Below are 17,056 nucleotides of genomic sequence, written 5' to 3'. Positions count from 1 at the left end.
AGTAGGAGGTGAAAGTGGAGAAAAAAGCAGGCCTATAGATAAAAACAACACAAGGATGGCTTTTAAACAACATCACCTTGCTTAAAAACCATCCTTGTAGACAAAAATCATGGGATAAACTAACTCTTTGACAACTTCATGCCTCCACCTTTGCCGCTCATACTAAATATGTTGGTTTCTTCGTAGCTAAACGTGAGGTTGTTTTTTTCGCGGTAGTTTTTAAAGGCCGTATCAATCAAATCATTCACCAATTGCCCAAAGTTTTTATCGGTGGCTTCCCACAAATAAAAAGACAACGACCCCGGAATAGTATTGATCTCGTTTACATACACCTCGTTGGTGGCTTGGTCTAGCAAAAAGTCGATGCGTGATACCCCAGCACAGCCCAAAACCTGAAAAGTATCTACTGCCAACTGTTGTATTTTGTCCGACATTTCGGTAGGTATTTCGGCGGGTAGTTTGCGTTTGGTACCACTCATTCCTTTGTTACCGCCTTTGGTGACATACTTGTCCTGGTAGCTCAATATCTCGCCACTCATGAGAGGTTCTTCACAGGTAGACGCCTGCGCATTTTCATAATTGCCCAATACCGAACAGTTAATCTCCTTAAGGTCTACTATAGTTTGCTCTACCAATAACTTATGCGAAAAACCCGCCGCATAGTCAATGGCTTCTTCCAGTTCTTCGCGATTGGCGGCTTTTTTTATCCCTACACTAGAGCCCAGGTTGGCAGGTTTTACTATTACCGGGTAGCCCAAAGTTTGTTCTACCTTGCCTATGTGGCTGGTAGTATCTTGTTGCCAGTTTTTGCTATAAAACCACACATATTTTACTACAGGCAAGCCCGATTCCTTTAGTACCATCTTCATCATTATTTTATCCATGCCTACTGCCGAAGACAACACATCGCAACCAATGTAAGGAATACCCATCAGTTCAAACAAACCTTGCAGGGCGCCATCTTCGCCAAACGACCCGTGCAATACCGGAAAAGCAATGTCTATTTTACCCTTCAATGGCTTTTTAAACAAGCCCTTGGCTCCACTTTCTACAAAAGAGTAATCTTCAAAGTTGGGTGACATAATAATTTTGGTGCTATTGTTTAGCAACTCATCCAGTTTGCGGTAATTCTCCACATCCAACAATTGCTCTCCAGTATACCACTGCCCCGCTTTGCTTATGTATATAGGCGTTACATCATAACGGCTATGGTCTATAGCCTGAATTGCCTGCAAAGCAGAAATAACCGATATTTCGTGCTCTACCGAGCGTCCGCCAAAAAAAACACCAATGTTTGCTTTCATTTCTCTATATCTAAAAAATCAGGTTGCTAATTCAATCCAGCAAAATTAAAAACTTTTGGGAGTTTTCTTGAGTGGGCAGTCCGTAGTTTTTTGTGCGGGTATCTATCCATCCGTCAAAACTTCAGAGTCAGGCATCTTGCCACCGTCTTGTGTCACCGATCAATTCCATTGTTCTTTCAACTGTTTATAATAAGTGCGCCCAATCGGAATAATGACTTCGTTGCCAAGTACGGCTTCATATTTACTGCCTTGATGAATGAGAATATTTTTTATTTGATGAATGTCTACCATATACGATTTATGAATACGAATAAACTCTGGTGGTAGTATCATTTGCAATTTGTCCAATGACTTATCGTGTAACTCTTGCCTGCCGTTTTTCAAATGCAATGTAGCATACACATTGGCAGCTTTTATATACAATACCTCGTCTATGCCTACCAATTTGATTTTTCCTTTAGACCGGATCGCCAGCTTTTTGGTAGGATGAGGCGCTCGTTTTTCTGATAAGTGCCAACGTTCAAAAGCCTTTTGGAGCCTTTCTTTGGTAAACGGTTTGGGGATAAAGTCAAGCACGCCGTGTTCAAATGCTTCGATAGCCCGATGCTTATTGGCAGATATAATAATGGTATGAAAAGAGGTCGCTACTAACTGCTGTAAAATATCAAACCCATCCTCTCCGTTCAGGTTCAAGTCTAACAACAGCAAGTCTATAGTATGTGCTTCGAGGTAGTACAAAGCGCTGACCAAGTCTGGAATAATCTTAGTGGCGGTTACTTTATCGCCCAATATAGCTACTGTAGCCTTTTCTATGTATTGGGCTATTTTAGCCTCGTCTTCTACAATGAGTATTTTCATATATTATTTGGTAGTACTCACAGGGGCAAGCTTTAAGCGACAAGTCACAAGCTTTCTACCTGTTCTGCGGGTAGTTGTCAAGGTTGTAAGGTTGTTTATTTTCACTTTTATAGTTAGGGACAAGCCCCTGGATACTGATACATATCGATAGTTGATGACTTGTAGCTTAAAGCACTAAGGACTTGGGACTGTAGAAACCTTCCATCTACCGATGTTATAAACCGTTAAAAATCAATGTATTACAAACCTGAAAGTTGCTTGTAGAGCAGCCCCAAACTTGAAGCACCGATATACATCGGTATCTAAGGACTTGTTGCTAAAAGCACCGATATGCATCGGCATCTAAGGACTTGAGGCTGTAGAAGCTCCCGTCTCCCGATTATAAATAAAAAACTCAGTTTGCCACCCTCCTTCAATCGGTTTCGACAACAGTTGCCAACGGTTTGGGAAACTTTCCTGCAAACGAGCCTCCATATACTTTAGTCCGGTACCCCCGGTTTTTTTAGCCACAGTTTTTCGGTGTACCCCTACCGACATCAGCGTGTAATGCCTTTGGTAGCGGTTTTGTGCAAAGCTCAAATAAAACGCCATTTTACCATCTTTGTCGTGGTTGTGTGTAATGCCATTTTCTATAGCCGTATGGATCAATGCTGGAGGGATCAAATCATCGGGCTTGACCCCTACTGTATATAAGGTATAATTTACCTCTTTGCGCAAACTCATTACCTCAAGGTAAGATTCACAAAGTTCTACTTCCCGCTGTAGCGGAATGAGTTTTTTGCTCGATACATCAATCAAAATCTCTAATTCTTCGGCAAGTGCCGCAATAAAACGTGTACCTACTGCTGGGTCGTCATCGATCCAGGCAATGATAGATGCCAGCGAGTTCATCAGAAAATGAGGCTGGATATTTTTTTTCAGCACCTCCAGTTCTAGTCGGCTCGAATGCACCAACGATGCTTCATACTCTTGACGCTGTTTGCGCATTTGAATAGACAATGATAAGAGCATAAAAATAATGAGGAAACCAAACCCTAGAAACAACTTCAGGTCATAATTATCTAACCACACAAACGCAATGAAAAAGACCACAATGCCCAACAACGCCTCGGTGCTGCCTTCGATGCGTTGCTGCATGGCACGCAACACCAAAAACAACGACACCCCAAACGATACCAACATAGTATAACTTGTCTTGGGGTCTATGCCTTGGGCAAAAATCCAGATAGGTAAAATCATTGCCAGCATTGCTCCAATCACCCGCAGCTTGTACTTAAACGGAAACCGATGCATAAAAAACAAGGGCAACAATACCGATATACCCAGGGTAAGTAAGGCAATGATGACCAGGCGGGTATAGTGAAAGGTGAAGTTATAATAGTAATAAAAACGTAAATGCTCTACTATAAGCAAGGCAAAAAACGACATACAGATAATGGCAAACAACAAAAAACGGAGGTGGCGATTGCTTACCATAAATATAAAAAAATAATATAAGCCAATGACCAGAAAAACTCCTGCTATGATGTGTACATACGCCGTACTGACAAGGCTATCTTGTGCCAAAGCCAGGTAGTTGCCCACATTCAAATCGGTATAATCGCTCTCTAGCAGGTGGGGGCTTTTGCCATAATTTTTAAAATACCTGACCCGCAAAGCCACTTGATGCCTGCCTGCTTTGCCCAACGAATCGGGAATGAGAAACAAGCCATGTAAAGGGGCATATTGCACTTGCTGAGTAGCCTTGTGTGGGTGATAGTTACGCCCCAACAATTGCCCATCCCAATATACCTCATACATTCCCGTAAAATCTACAGTGATACCCTGCGGCTCGAAGCGTTGGGGAGGTTGGGTGATATGCACCACCAACCTGATCCAAAATACCCCACTAGAGTCATAAAAATTACGTTGCCAATGTGCTGTAGAGTAGGATGGATTTTTCCACTCAAGCGAATCTCCATAACAAAACCGCACCTCGGTAGCTTTGTAGGTAGCTGGTACATGGTTAAGCGTCGACAATAACGTAATAATGAAGACACTTGCCACAAACATACCCAGCGAGAGGTAAGAAAAGCGGTAGTTCATGTTTTTAATATTCTTTGGTCAGTAGTCTCTACAGCCTCAAGTCCTTAGATACCGATGCATATCGGTGCTTTTAGCGACAAGCTTCAAGCCTGTTACCGATTTTATAGAACACTGATTTTTAGCGGTTTATAAAATCGGTAGATGGAAGTCCTTATTTACCCAAGCTACGCGGGCAAATCAAGTGGTTTTTTCTCTAGGTAGCGTGCCGAAGCAGCCAATTGTTTGAAAAACGACACCCCGTAAGCCCTCACATTGATGGCCTTTACATGGGCAAGTATATCCATTTCAGTAACCCCATTTTTGCTGGCTTTGCGCAAGGCAATCAAAGCATTGGCACATCGCTGGTAATTGCTTTCGTTGATCGCAACATCGTATGCCCTAAAAGCTTCATCTACTTGTTGTTGAATATAGGCAAGGCGATGATTACCTTTGAACTCTTTGGCCATTTGGACAAGGGCCGCTGATTTTGACACGCGCGCTTGTTTTTGGGGCTTCGACGAACAAGCACCAAGACCCAAAAACAAAAAAATTACCCAGAAGCCGTAGCCCCTGAGTAATGTTGATATGATTGAATAAATTGGTTGCATGCTTCATTAATTTAATGCCAGCTCCCCTTTATGAATGGTTTGCTTGCGGTCAGGCCCAGTAGACACCAAAGTGATAGGTACTCCAGTTTCTTCCTCTATATAAGCCACGTACTCCAGTACCGCGGCAGGCAAGGCATCAAAAGTAGTAATCCCCTCCAGGCTTTGGTTCCAACCTTTGAAAGTTTTGTATACTGGCTCTGCTACTTCTTCGGTCAGGTCATAAGGCAGTTGGTCGGTCAATTCGCCACTTTTGAGTTTGTAATGGGTACAAACTTTTATTTCGTCAAAATCGTTCAACACGTCTGCCTTCATCATAAGTAATTGGGTTACCCCATTGATCATGACGGTGTATTTGAGGGCAGGAAGGTCTAACCAACCACAACGACGGGGTCTGCCAGTGGTAGCGCCAAACTCGTTGCCTACCTTAGCCAATTGTTTACCGTCTTCGTCAAACAATTCGGTAGGGAAAGGGCCACTGCCTACCCTGGTACAGTAAGCTTTAAAAATACCGTATACTTCGCCAATATGCTTGGGTGCCACTCCCAAACCAGTGCAAGCTCCTGCTACCATCGTATGCGAGCTCGTAACAAAAGGGTAAGACCCAAAGTCAATGTCAAGTAATGAACCTTGCGCACCTTCGGCAAGAATGGGTTCGTTGGCCTCAATAGATGCATTGATCATATACTCGCTGTCAACAAAAGTAAATTGCTTGAGGTATTCTACCGCTTCAAAAAACTCTTTTTCCATCTCCGACGGATCACATTCATACTCAAGAAACTCAAGCAACTTGACGTGTCGGGCAAGGTGTTCTCTGTATTTTTCTTCAAAGTTATCGCTTACCAAATCTCCTATCCTTAGCCCGTTGCGTCCGGTTTTGTCTTGGTAAGTAGGTCCAATGCCACGCAAAGTAGAACCAATTTTTTTGTCCCCTTTGGCTTGCTCATAAGCCGCATCGAGCAACTTATGGGCAGGTAAAATAATATGCGCTTTTTTAGATATAAAAAGATTATTCTTTAAATCGAGGTTGTATTTTGCCAACGCTTCAATCTCTTTTTTTAGTACAATAGGGTCAAGCACCAAACCATTGCCAATAATATTTTTGGTTTCAGCCCTGAAAATACCCGAAGGAATCTGATGTAACACATGCTTGATTCCGTCAAACTCCAAAGTATGCCCGGCATTGGGTCCTCCCTGAAAGCGTGCCACTACATTATACTGAGGAGCCAGAAAGTCTACGACCTTTCCTTTACCTTCATCGCCCCACTGCAATCCTAATAAGATATTTACACTCATGTTTATATATTTGAAATCATAGACAATTTTCAGTTTATCAATTTATACACGAGGCTTACCTCGTGCAATGGTTGTACATACCACGCGTGTGTGTTGTCAGGCAGAGGCTTCCTCTTCGAGCAGTCTTATGGCCTCTTCTTTGGTTTTGGTAATCGTAAATATGGCCGATAACTTAGTGATAATCAAAAGTTTTTTGATTTGCTCAGAGGGGTTAATCAGTACTACCTCGCCGCCTCGGTTACGAAACTTGGTAAGTACCAGTATCAGCGTATTGATTCCGGTACTGTTCATGTAACGCAACTTTGAAATTTCGATGGCGCATAGTTTAATATCCTGCTCAAGGGCATCTTCTATTACCTCTATCAACTTGGTATCGCGAGGAATTTCAATCAGGTCGCCCTCAAAATTCAGGATCAGTATATTGTTTTCAATCGAATGGCTAAAATTCATGGTAAAAATGTTTAATCCAAAGACAGTAAGCGCTTAGTAAAATGGAAAAAGTAAAGTAATCCAAAAGAAGGCAGTACCTGTTTGCTGAACTAGTTTTTTGGAGAAGTACAACAATCAGAGACAAAGTTCGGTGGAGTAGGTTATTTTTGTAGTTTTACTTACCCCGCCTTTTTAATTTCTAACTCTTCTTTATTTTTACAGTCGGGTTTATTGCATTTGCCATAAAACACCAACGAATGATGCATAATATCAAACTTCAGAAGGTCGCCTACCATGTTCTGAATATTCTGAATGCGAGGGTCACAAAACTCTACTACAGTATGGCAGTCGGTACAAATCAAATGATCGTGCTGCTTGTACCCATAAGCTTTTTCGTATTGTGCCAGGTTTTTACCAAATTGGTGCTTAATCACCAAGTCACAGTCTACCAAAATATCCAGTGTATTATACACCGTAGCCCGGCTTACCCGGTAATTTTTGTTTTTCATGCTTATATAAAGCGACTCTACGTCGAAATGCCCACCTCTTGTATAAATTTCTTCAAGTATAGCAAAACGTTCGGGGGTTTTTCGCAAAGATTTATTTTCCAGATAAGCAACAAAAATACTTTTTACCTTATCAAATTCTTCATTATTCAATGCCATAATTTATGCTTTTTGTTTTGTAGTGGTAGCACCTCTTCTCCGCCTTTTTGCACAACGTTTTTCTGCGCAAAGATAGAATAAATTTATTAGTCCAAAAGCTTTAGGGAGTAATCAGGAAATAAAGTGCCCATTTTTGGGTAGAGGCTTTGTTCTGAGGCGAGGCAAATTTTGCGAGCATAGCCATAGCTATGGTCAAAAAATTTAACAACACATCAGGGTAAAGCATCACCTATCAAATGTGTATACTATTTGTTGGTTGCTCCCTTATTATAATTGTCATATTATCAATACTCCACAGTGATTTTAGTCAAAGTTGTTTGCTGTTTAACTTTGTTGAGCACCGATATACATCGGTATCTAAGGACTCGCCAGAGGCTCGGTTATCAGTCATTTATGAATTTAAAAACTATTTAATTGGGTGTTTAGGCATAAAACCGAAACACTTTTAAAAATAAAGTGAGTACGCAATCTTCATATAAAATGCTGGTTTACAGCATTTAACAAGGTGAACATTTACTCGAATCAGCTATGGACTATTGATTATAACATCGCTCGATTATTAAGTGGCTTTATTGTTTTGGCAAGGCTACCTGTACAACAAAGCCGTTGATATTACTCGTCGGTATCACACCTTTTGGTACCTACAATACCCTCTACCTGCATGAGCTCCTCTTTGAGCATTTCTAAATGCTGAGTATCGTATACAAAAACCTTGATCGTACCCTCAAAAATGCCCTCATCAGTCAGTCCTATATTCAACGACTTGATGTTTACCTGCAAGTCGCCTGAAATTACCTGAGTGACATCTTTTACCAGTCCTATACGGTCGGTGCCCTTGACCTTTAGAATAGCCAAAAATGCTGATTCGCGTTGCGACTTCCACTGGGCCCGTATAATACGGTCGCCGTGTTGAGCCATTGCCTTGACCATTTGTGGGCAGTCGGTACGGTGTATTTTTATACCATCATGAATGGTAATAAACCCAAACACATCATCGCCCGGCAAGGGGTTACAACACTTGGCCAAGGTGTACTCTATCTGAGACTCTCCACCAATAAACAGGGTTTCTATTTTCGATTTTTTCTTCCCAACTACTTCTTTTTGAGGAGCTTCAGCCAGTCTTTTTTGCTCTTCATCACGTTTTTTCTTCCAACCCTTAAACTTGTTGATATGCTGAGGAGTAATGTACCCCTTGCCTATAGCATGCAGCAAGTCATACGACTTTTTAAGTTCAAGAAATATTTTGATCTGGTCGAGCAAAGTTTCGTTGTAAGTAAGCCCCAGGTCTGCCAATTTCTTTTTCAAAATATTCAGCCCTTTGTTTACTGTGATCTCTTTTTGCCCCTTGAGGTAATCTTTGATGCCCGCTTTGGCTTTAGAGGTTTGCACAAACCGCAACCAGTCGGCACTTGGCTTTTGCTTTTTAGAGGTGATAATTTCTACCTGATCGCCGTTTTTCAATTGGTAGTTCAGCGGCACCAGCTTTTGGTTTACTTTGGCACCCAGGCAACGATACCCTATTTCGGTGTGCACATGAAAGGCAAAGTCAAGGGCAGTGGCCCCGTTTGCCAACGTGAGCAATTCGCCTTTGGGTATAAACACAAAAACCTCTTTCTCAAAGAAGTTTTGCCTAAAATCATTGATAAACTCGGTGGCGGTTAACTCACCATTCTGGCTTTTTTCGCGCAAATCTCTGATCAAACTCAACCAGGCGTCTAAACCTGAATTATCGCTGCGTTTTCCGTTTTTCTTAGACGATTTCTTACCGTTTTTGCCTTGCTCTTTGTATTTCCAGTGGGCAGCAAACCCTTTCTCGGCAATTTCGTCCATTCTTTCTGTCCTGATCTGCACCTCTACCCACTTGCCATCAGGTCCCATTACAGTAGTGTGCAACGACTCGTATCCATTGGCACGCGGGGTACTTATCCAGTCACGCAGGCGATCGGGATTTGGGTTGTAAGAATCGGTCACCAGCGAATATACCCGCCAACAATCCGGTTTTTCGTTTTCATAGTCTACATCTATAATTATTCTAATGGCAAACAAATCGTACACCTTCTCGAAGGGGATATTTTGTACCTTCATTTTGCTCCAGATAGAATAAATAGACTTGGGGCGTCCCAAAATACGCGCCTTAAAACCCGCATTGGTAATAGAAGTACGCAAAGGCGCAATAAAGTCTTCGATAAAAGCATCACGCTTTACCTTGGTTTCGTTCAGTTTTTGGGCAATGTCGCGGTAAGCTTCCTGATGAGTGTATTTAAGGTAGAGGTCTTCCAGTTCCGACTTGATCTTGTACAAGCCCAGGCGGTGCGCTAAAGGAGCATAAATGTAGATAGTTTCGGAAGCAATTTTGAGTTGTTTGTGGCGAGCCATACTATCCAAGGTACGCATATTGTGTAGCCGGTCGGCAATCTTCACCATAATCACCCTTACATCGTCCGAAAGGGTCAACAACATTTTACGAAAGTTTTCTGCCTGTTGTGAGATGTTTCGGTCAAACTCAAAGTCGTTGACATCGGTAGACGATATTTTGGTGACACCGTCTACAATTTTGGCAATCTTATCGCCAAACTCCCTTTCAATTTCTTCAATGGTTACCTCCGTATCTTCTACCACATCGTGTAGCAATGCCGCTGCAATGGCGGTGGGTCCCAGGTTAATTTCTCCTACTACAATCTGTGCCACCGCTATAGGGTGATAGATATAAGGTTCTCCCGTTTTGCGGCGCATTTCTATGTGCCCGTCTGCCGCAGTTTTAAATGCCTTTTTAATTAGTTTAGCGTCCCCGTCTTTCAGAAAAGGACTAGCCGTTTTTAGCAAGTGGCGGTATCTTCTTAAAATTTCTCTTTTTTCTTCTTCAGTCTGGTTATCAATCTTGTGCGCCATTTTTTCTAACATTGATGATCTTAATGGTTATTTACTTACCATTGGGTATATTATAAAATTAAAAATCACAAGTGATTTATTAAAATCCTGATGCTTAAAATACTGCTTCAAACCTTGTATTGTCTGATAGCGTATGCATAACATAAACCTGCTATGCAATTGGTATTGATTGTCTGGCAATGATACAATGCCAGGTATAAAGTTTTTGAACTATGATATACATTTACAAATTATTGATTATAAAACACTTAGTCACATTTATAAGGCTACTAATTTAAGTTGTAAAACTGATGATTTGATAACTTACCTGAGCAGTATTTTGTAATGATCCTAAAAATTCAATATACTCATTTTTTAAGAAAAAAGGAAATGATTTAAGTAAGATTAAAAAAATCAATCCAGGCAATTTTATAAACAACTTGTTTGTTTTTCCAGCTTGTTTATCACTATTACACCAAATATCAATGAGTTTTGTGGCTCATTGCACCAACTAATTGAAAAAAAATCAAGTACCCAACACTATGATGTCAACAAAACCATTCTCGCGCCTACTACGCTGGCAGGTAGTAGCAGTTTTTATTTTTTTATCATTGCATACTTTCCCTACCCAAGCCCAAAATAAGTGGGCATTGGTCATGTCAAAATATACGCGGTACTCACAACAAATCTGGTTTCATAAATCCTATTTCCCGCGTGAGTCTATCAAAAAATACTGGAAAATGGGCTACAAAATTACCAGTGTGTCGTATGGAGAGCGCAAGTGGGCAGTGGTGATGTCAAAGGGCGCCAACTACGGACAACAGTCATGGGCAACCCGTACCTCGTTTCCACGCGAAAAAATCAACGACTATTGGCGTCGGGGTTATACTGTTACAAGCATGGCTTATGGCAATGGTTTGTGGGCAATAGTAGGCACCAAAAGCAGTGGGCTTACCCGCCAATACTGGACACTCAACGCCAGTTTTCCTGGCAACCGCATCAGCGAATACTGGCGTAAAGGCTATGCAGTGACCAATATGTTTTATGGGCAAGGCAAATGGGCGGTGATTATGTCGCGAAGCTCAGGCTATGGCAGCCAAACCTGGATCAAAAGCAGTAGCTTTCCTGCCACCCGCATTCGCCAAAAGTGGAGCCAGGGCTATTCAGTCACCAACTTAGGTTATGGCAACGGCGAATGGGTAGTAATGCTGACTAAAAACACCGGGTATATTCAATCGTGGGCATTACGCGACTATTACCCCAAGCAAAGAATTAGTACCTATTGGAACAAAAGATATGCGGTTACCAGCCTGATATATGGTGTAGGCAAGGTAAAAAACAACAACTCGGTAGTCACCACGATCAAACCAAAACCTGTCATTCGCTGGAACGCTCCCCTGCGGTTACTCACCAGCTCCCGCCAGCGACTTTACCCTATTGATGTATGCATCAAGTCTTCGTCTGCCCTGCGCAGTGTCAAGGTATATGTAAACAATCGCCTGCAAACTACCCGTGGGTTTGAGGTAGTGGCTACTGGAGGTTGTGCCCAAACCATTCGCAAATCGGTGACATTGTCAGAGGGTACCAACAATGTAAAGGTGGTGGCTACCAATGCCGGAGGCTCGGTGAGTTCCAGCCGCAGAATACGCTATACTGCCCGCCAGGTAGAAAATACAGTAGTAAAGGCTACCGTAAACTGGAATGCACCCAGCAACTTTTCGATCAGTACCACCGACAAAAACTACACACTCAATGCTTGTATCAAGTCACCTTCAAGGGTACGGTTTGTCAAGGTATATGTCAATGGCATTGCCCAAAACACCCGAGGATTTGAGGTAGTGACTGCCGACAATTGCACCAAAAGTTTAAGAAAGACCGTTGCCTTGCGGAAAGGCGCCAATAAAATATCGGTAGTAGTAAGCAATGCTGCAGGTACTGTTACCTCACGCCGTACTGTTACCTACCAAAGCCTGGTGGCAAATAATACTGTAGCAGGCAAGCGGGTGGCATTAATCATAGGCAATGCTGACTATGCCAATGCGCCGCTCAAAAACCCGGCAAACGACGCCAGAGCAATGGCTAAGTCTTTACGTGGATTAGGCTTTGATGTAATGGAGCACATCAATGTAAACCAAGAAACGATGGAAACCGCCATTACTCAATTTGGCAATAAGATTAAAAGTGGAAGCGTAGGGCTTTTTTATTTTGCCGGACACGGGCTACAGGTAAAAGGTGAAAATTACCTCATTCCGGTAAAAGCAAAAATAGACAAAGAACAACAGGTGAGGTACCGCTCAGTAAACCTGGGGTTGGTGCTTGCCGAAATGGACGCCGCAAGCAATCCAATGAATATTGTTATTTTAGATGCTTGCCGCAATAACCCTTTCAAAACCAGTTCACGTTCAAGTACCCGTGGATTGGCCAGCACTACTGCCCCTACCGGAACTTTTATAGCCTATGCTACTGCGCCAGGCTCGGTAGCTGCTGACGGTGAGGGAGCCAATGGTTTGTACACTCAAGAGTTACTCAAAATGCTGCGGGTTCCGGGGCTTACTATAGAGCAGGTATTTAAAAAGGTAAGGGCAAAGGTATTGCAACAAACGGGTGGTAGACAAACGCCTTGGGAGAACTCGTCTATTATCGGAGATTTTTACTTTAGAAAGCAGTAACTTTAGAGGGCTTTATGGTGGATATTTCGCGAACCGTAATCCATCACGTTTTCAGTTTAACCTGAATGTTTTTAACTACGGTTTTATAAATCACTAAAAAATCAACGTGATAGAAAAAGTGTAGCTACCTCTAAACCGAATCTACAGCTGTTTGCTGTGATGAGCTCAACGGAGTAGGGTGTGCCTAGTCCCTAGAACCCTATTGGGCTTCTAACTATAAAATTTGTAAACAACTGAAAATAAGCACTTTACAAACTTTATAACTCCCTATGGAATAGGGAATAGCACCGATATTCATCGGTATCTAAGGACTTGCGACTTGTCGCTTAAAGCTTGCACCCTGTCGGGGCTTCTAACTATGAAAAACTAAACAAAAATTTACATACCTAATAATTAAAATATGAAACACTATTCTCACTATTGGTTTACCTTTTTGCTGGCAATGATGAGTGTTGCCGGGTTTGCTCAGGAATATAGCCTGGGTATGGAAATGGATGATGAAAAATACAAAGCCACTCCGATGAAGGCCATGCTGATGACCCGCGACTATGTAAGCGTACCAGCCAAATCGTCGCTCAAAAAATGGTGTCCTACTCCCAAAAGTCAGGGACGGTATGGCACCTGTGTAGGTTGGTCATCGGCGTATGCCGCCCGTACCATTGTAGAGGCAAAAAGCAATGGTTGGACGAGTAAACAAAAAATTACCAGTAATACGTATTCTCCTGGTTTTTTGTACAAACTAATTAAGTACAAAACCGATGCAGGTTGCAAACGTGGTTCACACATTTCGGATGCCATGCAGGTAATGGTAAACCGGGGAGTGCCCAAGTATGCTGAGTTTCCTATTAGCTGTGTTACCAGTATACCAAGCAATATTTTTAGCAAAGCAAAACCTCATAAGATACAAGATTACGCCCGTTTGTTTGACCGAAAATATGGCAAAAACTTCAAGATCAGGGCAATGAAAAAATCGTTGGCATCGGGGCACCCGGTAGTAATAGGTATGAAATGCCCCCGCTCGTTTTTTAAGGCAAAGGGTTTCTGGAAACCCAGCGAAAACCCCAACATGCGTTATGGAGGACACGCCATGTGTGTAATTGGCTATGATGACAACAAGTATGGTGGGGCATTTGAGATCATGAACAGTTGGGGCACCAAATGGGGCAATGGGGGATTTATCTGGATCAAATACGACGACTTTGCCAACTTTACCAAGTACGCTTATGAGGTCATTGCTTTCCCTAAGACTTTGCCACACGAAGCCGACCTATCAGGGCAACTTAAGTTTATACTGGCATCGGGCAATCAAATGGAAGCCGACTATGTGCGTAAAACCAACAAAGTGGGGTATTATAAAATGAAAAAGCCTTATGCATCGGGCACCCAGTTTCGCATTCATATCTCTAACAATGAGCCCGCTTTTGTATATGCCATTGGCTCCGACCTGAGCGAAAAAACTTTTATGATTTTCCCGCACAAACGCAGCATTAGTCCTGCGCTCAACTATAAGTCAAACAATGTAGCCATTCCAAACGAAGATTATTATATCAAAATGGATAATAACATTGGTACTGACTACATGTGCGTGCTATACTCTAAGAAAAAGCTCAATATTCGGTCTATACGCAAGCAACTAAGTAAGTACAAAGGTTCGTTTGTAGACCGCATAGAAAAGGTAATGGCGGCAGACCTGGTAAGCAGTAAAAATGCCCAGTTTAGCAGTGACAAAATCAACTTTAAGGCGGCAAGTTCGGGCAAATCGGTAGTAGCAATGGTGGTGGAAATTACGCACGTGCGCTAAGCTTTTGGTACTGATACCAAATAAAAACGACAAGTAGGGCTTTAGGTGCTTACTTGTCGTTTTTTTATGCTTTGTTTTTCAAACATTAAGTAGCTATAAATATGGCTATGTTTAATGCTGCCCTGGTATTTACTCTGGTTGTGGGCGTTTTACCTAAAAATCCAGCCCTTGGCTCAAACCAATATTTTGGATGGCACCTGGTGCTATGCTTTCGCAAAAAAACAAGTGTAGGCGGTGAGCTCCTTTTACTCCCTCTTCTTTGGCAGCGGTCAGGTCATTACAAATCGAGGCTTTGTGGTGAGGGTTTACATAGTATTGGGCTTGGGCCCGAAAAAAATAGGCTTGGGCTGAGTACTGATTTCCTTCGGGATTGTCTGAGATAGTTTGGCTAAAGTCATTGATTGCCCGGCGGTATTTTTGTGCCTTAAAAGCCGCCATTCCCCTCAGAAAAAACACATTGAGCGGCAACACCTCTTTACTGTATTTGATTGCCTCGCTATAGCCCACATACGCTTCTACGTAATGCTTAAAAACCCGGTAACTCAAGTCTGCCCGCAGCATTTGTGCCTCTACCAGTTGGGGGTAAAATATAACCGCATGGTTGAGTTTTTTGAGGGCTTCTTTGTATTTGTGTGCTGCCACCAACACCACGGCTTCTTCGTAACTGTGCCTTGCCGATATGCGGGGAGCCACTTCGTATAGGTATACTCCAAACGCCAACACACCAATGCCAATCACCACGCTGGCCAACTGTAGCATACGCCTTACCCTGAGCGGAATATGCTCATATTTGTGTCGGGAAGAAGCTTGATAATAGGTGCCAGAGGCGCGATAAGTAGTAGATTTTTTTTGGTGAGTAGTGGTGGTTTCCGAAGTGCGATAATGAGTAGATGTTGGTCGGGCAGTAGTGGTAGTTGGGTGATCGTAATCGTATTTTTTGGTTTTGTCAGACAGTACCTGATAGGCGGCATTGATGCGTTTAAATACTTCTTCGGCGTGGGGATCATTGTTGTTTTTATCGGGGTGATAACGCTTCGCCATTTTCTTATAAGCAATTCTTATCTGCTCGGCCGAAGCGGTTCTCTTCAATCCCAATATTTGATAATGATCCAACATCTATGCTTTTACTATATAACTAAATCAAGGTAAACTTTTTGCCGGGCAGAGACTTAAGGTAACCTTGAATTTCGAGGTTGAGTAAGCAAGCGCTTACTTTAGACAAGGGCATTTTAAGTTGCCAGCTTATTTCGTCCAGGCTTAAGGTTTTTTTGGGTTGCTTTTGCAGCAAAACCACTATTTCTTTTTCCTCCGCGTTTTCGGGTAGCTCATTAAATAACAACGATTGCTGTACCGATTTGTTTTTGCCATTTAACTCCCAGTTCATAATATATGCCACATCTTTAGCCTTGGTCATCAGGTGGGCTTTGTGTTGTTTAATCAGGTTATTGCAACCCTCCGACGTTTTTCGATGAATATCGCCGGGCACAGCAAACACATCTTTGTGGTAGTCGTTGGCAATATTTGCGGTAATAAGTGCTCCGCCACTGACTTTGGCTTCTACCACTACTACTGCGTCGGCCAATGCTGCAATGATCCGGTTACGTGCCGGAAACTTTCGTGCATCGGGTTGTGTACCAAAGCGGGCTTCGGTCATTACTCCCCCCTGCTGTTGCACCATTTGGCGTGCCGTACCCAGGTGGGGGGTAGGGTACACCACATCTATGCCGCTGGCCATGACCCCTATAGTAGGCAAACCATACTTTAGGCTTGCCTGGTGTGCGGCAATGTCTATACCATACGCCAAACCACTTACTATCAGGGGTTGGTAGGGTTTAAGTTCTTTGACCAACTCTTCGGTAAAGGTTTTGCCATACTCAGAAGCAGCCCGTGTACCCACAATTGCCACCGCACGCTCGGCATTGAGGTTGACCTTTCCTTTGATATAAAATACAAAAGGGGCATCAGCGTATTGTTTAAGTCTGACAGGGTAGTGGGCATCGGTATAGGCAACAATCTGTACGTCTTGTTTGTAGGCTTTCTCTACCTCAGCTTCGGCTTGCTGTAGAATGTCTTTTTGCATAATCAAAGACACAATCTTATTGCCCACCATGGGTATTTTCAGCAATTTTGCTTTAGGGGTTTTAAATACGGCTTCGGCAGAACCACAATAGCTTAACAGTTGGCGCGCCTTCACCCCTCCTACCTTGTCTATCAGGTTGAGGGCAATGCTATACAAAGAAGAGTTGTTCATGCAAAGAGTTGGATTTGAGTAGACAAATATACTTGTTTTGGGTAAACTAGTGCACTGGAAACTAAATTCCTACTACATTATTCGGAGTCTTTAGCCCGCTGACTTTACTTAAAAAAGTTTGCGTAGCTCCGGTTCCGATATACATCGGAATTGTAAACTAACTCTGCGCACTTTTTGAAGTGCGTCAGCAAACAAAATACCCTCGAATAAATAGCGCATTTATTTAATCCCCAGTGCACTAGGGTA

12 protein-coding genes are annotated in these 17,056 nt (G+C 42.6%); 2 read left to right on the top strand and 10 right to left on the bottom strand.

The features are described from left to right. Window positions 1-119: 119 nt before the first annotated feature. The 8 genes from M23134_RS34425 to M23134_RS34390 all read right to left on the bottom strand — a co-directional run bounded on the left by M23134_RS34425 (window position 120) and on the right by M23134_RS34390 (window position 10,122). Window positions 120-1,304, bottom strand: a complete 1,185-nt coding sequence (locus M23134_RS34425) for a D-alanine--D-alanine ligase family protein (RefSeq protein WP_002704935.1) — start codon at window positions 1,302-1,304, stop codon at window positions 120-122. 159 nt (window positions 1,305-1,463) lie between these two features. Beyond that, a complete protein-coding gene (locus M23134_RS34420) occupies window positions 1,464-2,162 on the bottom strand; it encodes a LytR/AlgR family response regulator transcription factor (protein ID WP_002704932.1) in 699 nt (232 codons plus the stop codon). A gap of 342 nt (window positions 2,163-2,504) precedes the next feature. Next, the gene (locus tag M23134_RS34415; RefSeq protein ID WP_002704929.1) at window positions 2,505-4,247 is read right to left on the bottom strand and encodes a histidine kinase; all 1,743 of its coding nucleotides are present in this window, start codon (window positions 4,245-4,247) and stop codon (window positions 2,505-2,507) included. Window positions 4,248-4,411: 164 nt separating this feature from the next. Continuing rightward, on the bottom strand, window positions 4,412-4,720 hold the full coding sequence (locus M23134_RS34410; RefSeq protein ID WP_157558794.1) for a hypothetical protein: 309 nt from the start codon (window positions 4,718-4,720) through the stop codon (window positions 4,412-4,414). A gap of 120 nt (window positions 4,721-4,840) precedes the next feature. Beyond that, window positions 4,841-6,127 carry an adenylosuccinate synthase gene (locus tag M23134_RS34405; RefSeq protein WP_002704925.1) on the bottom strand — a complete coding sequence of 429 codons (1,287 nt, stop codon included), beginning with the start codon at window positions 6,125-6,127 and terminating at the stop codon, window positions 4,841-4,843. A gap of 96 nt (window positions 6,128-6,223) precedes the next feature. Next, the gene (locus M23134_RS34400) at window positions 6,224-6,577 is read right to left on the bottom strand and encodes an STAS domain-containing protein (RefSeq protein ID WP_002704923.1); all 354 of its coding nucleotides are present in this window, start codon (window positions 6,575-6,577) and stop codon (window positions 6,224-6,226) included. A 158-nt stretch (window positions 6,578-6,735) separates the two neighbouring features. After that, a complete protein-coding gene (locus M23134_RS34395) occupies window positions 6,736-7,221 on the bottom strand; it encodes a Fur family transcriptional regulator (RefSeq protein WP_002704921.1) in 486 nt (161 codons plus the stop codon). 612 nt (window positions 7,222-7,833) lie between these two features. After that, a complete protein-coding gene (locus M23134_RS34390; RefSeq protein ID WP_002704917.1) occupies window positions 7,834-10,122 on the bottom strand; it encodes a RelA/SpoT family protein in 2,289 nt (762 codons plus the stop codon). Between the two features lie 509 nt (window positions 10,123-10,631). Here M23134_RS34390 and M23134_RS39410 point away from each other — a divergent pair. Both M23134_RS39410 and M23134_RS34380 read left to right on the top strand, forming a co-directional pair. Beyond that, window positions 10,632-12,758, top strand: coding sequence for a caspase family protein (locus tag M23134_RS39410; protein ID WP_082226767.1), 2,127 nt, complete (start codon window positions 10,632-10,634; stop codon window positions 12,756-12,758). 400 nt (window positions 12,759-13,158) lie between these two features. Then, window positions 13,159-14,559 carry a C1 family peptidase gene (locus M23134_RS34380; protein WP_002704908.1) on the top strand — a complete coding sequence of 467 codons (1,401 nt, stop codon included), beginning with the start codon at window positions 13,159-13,161 and terminating at the stop codon, window positions 14,557-14,559. Between the two features lie 153 nt (window positions 14,560-14,712). Here the strand turns inward: M23134_RS34380 and M23134_RS39405 are convergent, their stop codons facing one another. Next, window positions 14,713-15,675: a J domain-containing protein gene (locus M23134_RS39405; protein ID WP_002704906.1), complete on the bottom strand. Its 963-nt coding sequence runs from the start codon at window positions 15,673-15,675 to the stop codon at window positions 14,713-14,715. Window positions 15,676-15,694: 19 nt separating this feature from the next. Next, window positions 15,695-16,810, bottom strand: coding sequence for a DNA-processing protein DprA (dprA, locus tag M23134_RS34370; RefSeq protein WP_002704905.1), 1,116 nt, complete (start codon window positions 16,808-16,810; stop codon window positions 15,695-15,697). Window positions 16,811-17,056: the final 246 nt, after the last annotated feature.

The sequence above is a fragment of the Microscilla marina ATCC 23134 genome, from assembly GCF_000169175.1.
GTDB classification, from domain to species: Bacteria; Bacteroidota; Bacteroidia; order Cytophagales; family Microscillaceae; genus Microscilla; species Microscilla marina.
The sequence above is the reverse complement of the archived record's forward strand: the minus strand, read 5'-3'. Positions and strand labels throughout refer to the sequence as shown.

Coding starts and splice junctions, on each gene's coding strand:
- M23134_RS34425 (WP_002704935.1), bottom strand. CDS start 1,304: ATGAAAGCAAACATTGGTGTTTTTTTTGGCGGACGCTCGGTAGAGCAC.
- M23134_RS34420 (WP_002704932.1), bottom strand. CDS start 2,162: ATGAAAATACTCATTGTAGAAGACGAGGCTAAAATAGCCCAATACATA.
- M23134_RS34415 (WP_002704929.1), bottom strand. CDS start 4,247: ATGAACTACCGCTTTTCTTACCTCTCGCTGGGTATGTTTGTGGCAAGT.
- M23134_RS34405 (WP_002704925.1), bottom strand. CDS start 6,127: ATGAGTGTAAATATCTTATTAGGATTGCAGTGGGGCGATGAAGGTAAA.
- M23134_RS34400 (WP_002704923.1), bottom strand. CDS start 6,577: ATGAATTTTAGCCATTCGATTGAAAACAATATACTGATCCTGAATTTT.
- M23134_RS34395 (WP_002704921.1), bottom strand. CDS start 7,221: ATGGCATTGAATAATGAAGAATTTGATAAGGTAAAAAGTATTTTTGTT.
- M23134_RS34390 (WP_002704917.1), bottom strand. CDS start 10,122: ATGTTAGAAAAAATGGCGCACAAGATTGATAACCAGACTGAAGAAGAA.
- M23134_RS39410 (WP_082226767.1), top strand. CDS start 10,632: ATGATGTCAACAAAACCATTCTCGCGCCTACTACGCTGGCAGGTAGTA.
- M23134_RS34380 (WP_002704908.1), top strand. CDS start 13,159: ATGAAACACTATTCTCACTATTGGTTTACCTTTTTGCTGGCAATGATG.
- M23134_RS39405 (WP_002704906.1), bottom strand. CDS start 15,675: ATGTTGGATCATTATCAAATATTGGGATTGAAGAGAACCGCTTCGGCC.
- dprA (WP_002704905.1), bottom strand. CDS start 16,810: ATGAACAACTCTTCTTTGTATAGCATTGCCCTCAACCTGATAGACAAG.